Genomic DNA, 6,665 nt, shown 5'->3' with positions numbered 1-6,665 from the left:
TTGATTTTAAATTCTATGCAATTTGAATTGCAAGCAAATTAAATTAAATTTATAAATCATTGTTTTTTATATTTTTTATTAAAACATATTTTAATTAAATTCAATAAAAAGCGCTCAATTTAGAGCGCTCTTCATATCTGATTTCTTAAGAAGTTTTAGTCGCATCAATATGTCGATGTTCAGAATGCAAATACTCATCTGACTGCATTTCTAATAAACGTGAACGAGTACGCTCAATTTCAAAAGCCAATTTCTCGCCTTGATAGATATCAATAATACTATCTTGAGAGGTTAAAAGTAGTTTCACTCCACGATCATAAAATTCATCGACTAGATAGATAAAACGACGTGTGCCTTCAGACAAGAAGTCTGTTAAGTGAGGAACATTGCTGACCAAAACCGTATTATAAATATTGGCAATTTCAATAAAGTCTGCTGGACTACGGGGCTTTAAGCAAAGTTCAGAAAACTCACACCATAAAACATCTTCCGTATGCCCTAGGGTTTCAACAACACGGTTATTGATCACAATCGGTTCATGAGAATTTGTTTGAGTATGAGTTAAAGCAGTATAACGCTCTGATATCCAGCTTTGAGCTTCATTACCTAATGGTGATTTAAACAATTGAGCCTGTTTTAAAACACGTAAACGGTAATCCACTCCTGCATCTACATTTAAAACGACACAGTTCTTTTTAACCATTTCAATTGTAGGAATAAAACGATCACGGTGAATCCCGTTTTTATATAAACCGTCTGGTGCAATGTTTGAGGTTGCAATGAGTGTTACACCACGAACAAATAACTTTTGGAATAAGTCACTCAAAATCATTGCATCAGTTACGTTCGAGACAAAAAACTCATCGAAACAAATAACGACAGCATCTTTATAAATTTGATCAGCTACGATATCGAGTGGATTACGTTGACCCGAAAGTTTATTTAACTCTTTATGAACATGTTGCATAAAGTGATGAAAATGCATACGTGTTTTACGGCGAAATGGTACAGACTCATAAAATTGGTCCATAAGCCAAGTTTTGCCACGTCCTACACCGCCCCACATATATACACCTTTTGGAGAAGTTTGGCGGCGGAAACGACGGAAAGCTTTTTTAGAAGCCTTATAACGATTTAAAAGTTCTTTCCATACACGATCTAATTCTTGCACTGCCTGTGCTTGTGCCTCATCTGCCATAAACTGGCCTGAAGCCAATGCCTCAGCATAGCGCTCTGCTGGGGAAGACGGAGTAAATGCAGTACTATGAGAAGATTTTAAATTTAACATATCATTTTATTTCAATTTTAACTGAAGAGAGTATAGCGAACATTTTGTCCGACCACATTAGCTTTTAGCATCAAGAGTTACACTCAGTAAAACTCTTTTCCATATTGCCGAGGACTCTGTCCAAACCATCTTTTAAATGCATGATTAAAAGCGGCAGGTTCAGAATAACCAAGTGCTTCTGCAATAACTTCTATTGAATACTCTTTATATTCCATAAGTTTAAGCGCCTTATTCTTAATAATCTGTTCACGAATTTGTTTATAACTCGTATTAAGCTGCTGCAATTGATGCCTTAATGTCCTTTCAGGCATTTTCAAAGCAAAAGCGGTTTCCGCCATGCTCGGGATAATTCCTTGTTGTAGCTCTAAATAATCTTGCACATATTGAATAATAGGCGGTATTTGATGATCTTGTTCATTTAATCTTTCTATTTCTTTAATACATTTAGCCTCATAGATACGATGAGTAATAATATCTGCTGAAGGAATTTTTATTTCCAGCATATTCTTACTTAGGCTAAATGCTGCATGTGTAGAATTAAAATGTAGATCATCTCCATAATATGCGTAATATTGAGCAACGGTATCTGGATCAGAGGGTTCCGGAAATGGTAAATTTATACGCATATCAGGCATTTTTAAGCCCATCATGGTATAAATATCCTGAATAAACTTATAAGTACCCGAAATTTCGCATTGGGCACGAAGTAAACCGATTTCTGTTTTTAAATCGACCGGTAAATAGTTCAAAATGATGTGATTTTCAGTTTCTTGTAAGCTCAAAGTACCAAATAAATGAGTAAGCTTTTGATACTGTATGCCTTTTTCTAACGCCGTTTGTATGTCATGACTGGTCACAAGTAACATGAGTAAAGGACCATAACCTGCCAATGCGTAATGTTGTCCAATAAATAATCCTTTCTCTGGGTCAACATTCTCACTAATAATTTGCTGTATATCCCATTCCAAACTGTCATGAATTGTTGAGCTTGGGTCCAAGGAATCTACTTTAATACCTATATCTGCCAAACGTGAGTCGACATCAATGCCCGCATTGCGCATTCCTTGAATTAAATAGATTAAACCAAGTGCCGATCTTTTCATTCTTTTATCAATTTCCCTAGACTGAAATGTTTTACTATAAAGAAGTGATAAAATTAATTGCCGAATCTATCAATTTTCACGTCGATACAATCATGTTTAAACTGTTTAAAAAACGTTAGTCTTGCCTGCAATCCTCTTTACCGCATATGCAGGATTTCCAATGCTAAACGCAAAACAACATGCTATTCAAAAAACTAAAATCGCAATTATTGGTGCTGGATTCGGTGGCCTTGCCATGGCTATTCGTCTGTTACAAAGCCAACAATCAGATTTTTTTATTTTAGAAAAATCTAATGATGTCGGTGGAACTTGGCGTGAAAACCGCTATCCAGGAGCTGCGTGTGATGTTCAATCACATATGTACTCTTTGTCTTTTGCACCTAAAACTGACTGGTCAAAACGTTATGCAGAAGCTCCTGAAATTTTCGATTATATCCAAGATATAACCGATCAATATCAAATTAAAAACTACTGTAAGTTTAACCATGAGGTTACTCATGTACAGTATGATGAAGTGCGCCATATATGGACACTAGATTTTGCAAACCAACCTTCTCTCGAAGCACAATTTGTAGTTTTTGCATCAGGTCCACTACATATTCCACAAATCCCTCATATTCAAGGTATTGAAAAGTTCAAGGGTAAAGTTTTTCACTCTTCCCAATGGGAACATGACTACAGTCTAGAAGGTAAATCAGTTGCTTCCATTGGTACTGGTGGTAGTGCAATTCAATATATTCCAGAAATCGCAAAAGACGTTAAGCAATTATATGTATTCCAACGTACAGCAGCTTGGGTTATCCCACGAGATGAGCGTAAATACTCTAATTTGAGCAAAGCTCTATTTAAAAAATCAAACTTCTATCGGCAAATTCATCGTAGTCGCCTTTATTGGAGTAATGAATCTCGCGTTGTTCCTATAGTTCAGCCGCAAATCATGAAATATGGGCAAAAATTAGCTGAGGCATTTATACGTTTCCAAGTTAAAGATAAAGATTTAGCCAAGAAACTTACACCAGACTTTGTGATGGGCTGTAAACGCATTCTTATTTCAAATAAATACTTCCCTACATTTAACCGTAAAAATGTTGAATTAGTGACCGAGAGTATTCAAGAAATTAAAGAGAACAGTATTATTACAAAGGATGGAAAAGAAAGACCAATTGACTGTTTAATCTATGGAACTGGTTTTGTTACCGATCCACGTATTTATTTAAAACATTTTACATGTATTGGTCGCAATCAAATTGAATTGAAACAGGCCTGGAAAAACGGTGCAGAAAGTTATTATGGAATTATGACCAAGAATTTTCCTAACCTATTTCAACTGGTCGGGCCAAATACCGTTTTAGGTCATAATTCGATTATATTTATGATTGAGTCACAAGTTAATTATATTTTACAGCTTATTGATCTGGTTGAAAAATATAGACAGCACGCTATAGAAATTAAACCGGAAGTTCAGGATTCCTTCAATGAAAGAATACAAACACAACTTCAAGGTACTGTATGGCAAGCTGGTGGGTGTAGCAGCTGGTATCAAGCTGCCGATGGAAAGAACTTTTCTTTATGGCCAACTTATACATGGAAATATTGGCTAGACACTCGTAAAGTTAATCCTAAAGATTATTTGTTATTAAATAAATGCTCACAGAGCTATGCAGCATAATATGTTCAATACATAATAGATAGGTTGATAACGATCTATCTATTATTATATGCAGTCCATTAGTCTCATTATTCAAATTTTTCTTGTATTAGCATTTGGTTATTTTCTAGGTCCTAAACTCTCACTAAATATTCGGCATTTTATTTTTAAAATCCTGCCTTATTTTTCTTATATTTTACTAACCAGTGTAGCTTTAGAACTAACACTCGCCCTTGACCAAATTGATAATCCTTCTACTATACTTCCACCTGCTCTATTAATTGCATTAACCACTTCTCTTGGTTCTTTTTTTACTTGCTTATTCGCCTATACAATTTTTGATAAAGAAAGTGTTAAAGGGAAAATTTCACTTCAACTTTTTATGAATGCATTAAAAAATATTGCCAAGGCATTTCTAGCTTTAACAATAGGCGTGATTTTAGGAATTCTTCTTACCCAATTACACACCCATATTCCCTTTAATAGTTGGTATTTACTATTACTTTTTATTTTTTTAATCGGAATTGAACTTGCTTTTACTCATTTTAATCGCACATGGTTAAGCTGGAAAATTCTTATTGTACCTTTGGCCGCCTTTATAGGCTCGTGCTTAGCTGGGTTTCTCAACTATTCCTTACTTGGTCATGAGTTTACACTTAATGAAATATTAGCTTTGGGCCAAGGCTATGGTTGGTATTCAATGTCAGGTATTTTATTTACACAGCTACATTCAGCTGAGTTAGGTGGGATTGCCTTGCTTACAGATCTATTTAGAGAGATAGTTGCAATTTTACTCATGTATACAATGGGTTGGCGTTTTCCACGTCCAGCGATTTCAAGTGCTGGCGCTACCTCAATGGATGTAACATTAGCAATGGTAAAACAGTCATGTGGCACACATTATGTACCACATGCCATGATGAGCGGCTTACTCTTAAGTCTACTCGCTCCACTTTTAATTACTGTGTTTTTAAACTTTTAAGCAATTGAAGCAAGAATTGATTTCAACATTTCAGTTGGATTTTCTGCTTTAGTAATCGGACGACCAATAACTAAATGTGTAGATCCATCAAGCATTGCCTGTTTCGGAGTTACAATACGTTTTTGGTCATCTGCATTACTACCCTCAGGACGTATTCCCGGAGTAACTAAAGAGAAATCTTGTCCGATTAACTCACGAAGAATTTTAGCTTCTTGAGCAGAACAAACTACACCATCTAAACCACTTTCTTTAGTAAGTTTCGCCAATCTTTTAACTTGTTCTACAGGTTCAATATCTAACCCGATATCTTTTAAATCTTCACGGCCCATTGAAGTTAAAACTGTTACGGCAATTAATTGTGTTTGATAATTACCTGCTTTTAAACGCTCCACACAGGTTTCCATCATTTTACGGCCACCTGATGCATGTACGTTAACCATCCATACACCTAAGTCTGCGGCAGCACATACAGCTTGAGCCGTCGTATTTGGAATATCATGGAATTTTAAATCTAGGAAAACTTCGAAATTTTCTTCTTGAAGTTTTTTTACAACAGATGGGCCTTCATGAGTAAAAAGCTCTTTACCTACTTTTACGCGACATAAAGTAGAATCAAGTTGTTCAACAATTTTTAAAGCGTCATATTGGCTTTTAGCGTCCAACGCAACAATGATACTCAAGAGACTTTCTTCCATCACATAAAATCAGCGCTATTATAATAGACAAGTCAGCCAGTAATAAAGAAATCTATTGAACCAAGTTCTTAAATGAGGAAATAGTGATTTTAAACTAGAAGGATAATGAGGAATATAGAAGGGAAAATACTACTCTTTATGACTAGATAAAGAGTAGTACCAAAATTATAAAGGAGTAGAGTTTTTATCTTGCGGATAAATATCTACAACAGTTTTTTCGTGTCTTACATTTGCAGCTGCTTCTGCTGCAGCCAATTGAGCACTTTGAATTTGTTCTTTTCTCAAATGATCAATATCTTTGCGAAGGCGTTTGATTTCCCAGCTTTTTTGGAAAACTCGGAAAACTTGTACACCTAATAAAAGCCCAACTACAATTCCAAGCGCTAAGGTAAGCAACAATAATAAACCTAAACGCATTGCAGGAACTTGAGTAAATAATAAATCAACAGGAAGTTCTGTTGGGTTCTGTAAAACAAGTGCTAAAGAATAGCCAAATACAATAATGAGTAATGCAATTAGAATATAACGCATAGGCACCCCACTTATGAGTTTTATTTATTTTCCAGATTCATTCACTGCATCACGGAGTGCTTTACCTGGTTTAAAATGTGGAACAGCCTTCGCTGCAACATCTACTGACTTACCTGTTTTAGGGTTACGACCAACTCTAGGTTCACGGTGGTGTAATGCAAAGCTACCAAAACCACGGATTTCAATACGATTGTCAGACGAAAGAGCTTCGATCATTTGGTCAATCATAATCTTAACCGCTTCTTCCACCAATGGTTCAGCCAAGTGTGGATTTTTTAGCGCAATGCGTTCAATCAAATCAGACTTATTAAGAGCTTCAGTAGTCATCTACGACCTCGTTATTTATTACTACTCTAAGTCGTTTGATAATAACCTGTTTAAATACAAAACGGTAGCGCAGTATGTTGAATACTACGCT

General features: G+C 35.5%; 7 protein-coding genes. 2 read left to right on the top strand and 5 right to left on the bottom strand.

Features of this window, described 5'->3' with window-relative positions; genetic code table 11:
• Positions 1-145: 145 nt before the first annotated feature.
• Together zapE and NQ782_RS05145 are read right to left on the bottom strand one after the other, a co-directional pair.
• Entirely contained in the window at positions 146-1,288 is a 1,143-nt protein-coding gene (gene zapE, locus NQ782_RS05150; RefSeq protein WP_000933387.1) for a cell division protein ZapE, read from the bottom strand.
• Positions 1,289-1,371: 83 nt separating this feature from the next.
• On the bottom strand, positions 1,372-2,391 hold the full coding sequence (locus NQ782_RS05145) for an AraC family transcriptional regulator (RefSeq protein ID WP_057092785.1): 1,020 nt from the start codon (positions 2,389-2,391) through the stop codon (positions 1,372-1,374).
• A gap of 121 nt (positions 2,392-2,512) precedes the next feature.
• Here NQ782_RS05145 and NQ782_RS05140 point away from each other — a divergent pair, with 121 nt between their 5' ends.
• Together NQ782_RS05140 and NQ782_RS05135 are read left to right on the top strand one after the other, a co-directional pair.
• Positions 2,513-4,060: an NAD(P)/FAD-dependent oxidoreductase gene (locus tag NQ782_RS05140; RefSeq protein WP_086378397.1), complete on the top strand. Its 1,548-nt coding sequence runs from the start codon at positions 2,513-2,515 to the stop codon at positions 4,058-4,060.
• Between the two features lie 49 nt (positions 4,061-4,109).
• On the top strand, positions 4,110-5,021 hold the full coding sequence (locus tag NQ782_RS05135; RefSeq protein WP_001190745.1) for a lysine exporter LysO family protein: 912 nt from the start codon (positions 4,110-4,112) through the stop codon (positions 5,019-5,021).
• Here NQ782_RS05135 and pyrF read toward each other — a convergent pair.
• From pyrF to NQ782_RS05120, 3 genes are all read right to left on the bottom strand, one after another.
• Positions 5,018-5,716, bottom strand: coding sequence for an orotidine-5'-phosphate decarboxylase (gene pyrF / locus NQ782_RS05130; RefSeq protein WP_057092781.1), 699 nt, complete (start codon positions 5,714-5,716; stop codon positions 5,018-5,020). The genes NQ782_RS05135 and pyrF overlap by 4 nt on opposite strands.
• A gap of 165 nt (positions 5,717-5,881) precedes the next feature.
• Positions 5,882-6,247: a lipopolysaccharide assembly protein LapA domain-containing protein gene (locus NQ782_RS05125; RefSeq protein ID WP_001269278.1), complete on the bottom strand. Its 366-nt coding sequence runs from the start codon at positions 6,245-6,247 to the stop codon at positions 5,882-5,884.
• A gap of 24 nt (positions 6,248-6,271) precedes the next feature.
• Positions 6,272-6,574 (bottom strand): integration host factor subunit beta, encoded by a 303-nt coding sequence (locus NQ782_RS05120; protein ID WP_000205997.1) that lies wholly within the window; start codon positions 6,572-6,574, stop codon positions 6,272-6,274.
• Positions 6,575-6,665: the final 91 nt, after the last annotated feature.

It is taken from the genome of Acinetobacter sp. BD54 (assembly GCF_044778325.1).
GTDB lineage: Bacteria > Pseudomonadota > Gammaproteobacteria > Pseudomonadales > Moraxellaceae > Acinetobacter > Acinetobacter baumannii.
This window is presented reverse-complemented; position numbering and strand designations above follow the sequence as displayed.